Here is a 463-nt window from a genome sequence, read left to right as displayed (position 1 = left end):
ACGGGTATTAGATTGCGCCTGGGCTTTTTCTGCTCGCGCTTCTAAACGATCTTTTTTGCTCTCGATACGCTCTTGATAATCGCCAAGACTGCTGACTTTACGGGTCTTGGTTTCGTCCGTTGGTGGGGTTGGCTCTGGGTGCTTTTGGTCATGGTTAAGTGGCGAAATGTAACCTTGCTCTAGAGCTTCGGTCACTTGCGTAAAGCTAAAAATAAGCTTTTCAACCTTTGAATTTTCTTCCTCTATCTCTTCTTTTTCTAGAGAAAAAGTCATCACCACATCATTTGAAAAGTGGTAAATGCAGTCGCAAAACTTCGCGCACGTTAATACACCATCTTGTACTGTCAGCATGATCACCATGTCCGAATATTCGCGCTCATACCACGCCCAAAAATCCGATTTAGGCATGGATACTGGCTCATTGTGACGGAAACAATCATCCATACCCATAGATTGGGTTTCT

1 pseudogene is annotated in these 463 nt (G+C 44.1%); it reads right to left on the bottom strand.

Annotation, left to right across the window (positions count from 1 at the left end):
- A pseudogene (locus AACR11_RS20810) lies at window positions 1–463 on the bottom strand (DUF3560 domain-containing protein); the annotation flags it as partial.

This window comes from Vibrio sp. L85, assembly GCF_963871815.1.
Taxonomy (GTDB): domain Bacteria; phylum Pseudomonadota; class Gammaproteobacteria; order Enterobacterales; family Vibrionaceae; genus Vibrio; species Vibrio harveyi.
The sequence above is the reverse complement of the archived record's forward strand: the minus strand, read 5'-3'. Positions and strand labels throughout refer to the sequence as shown.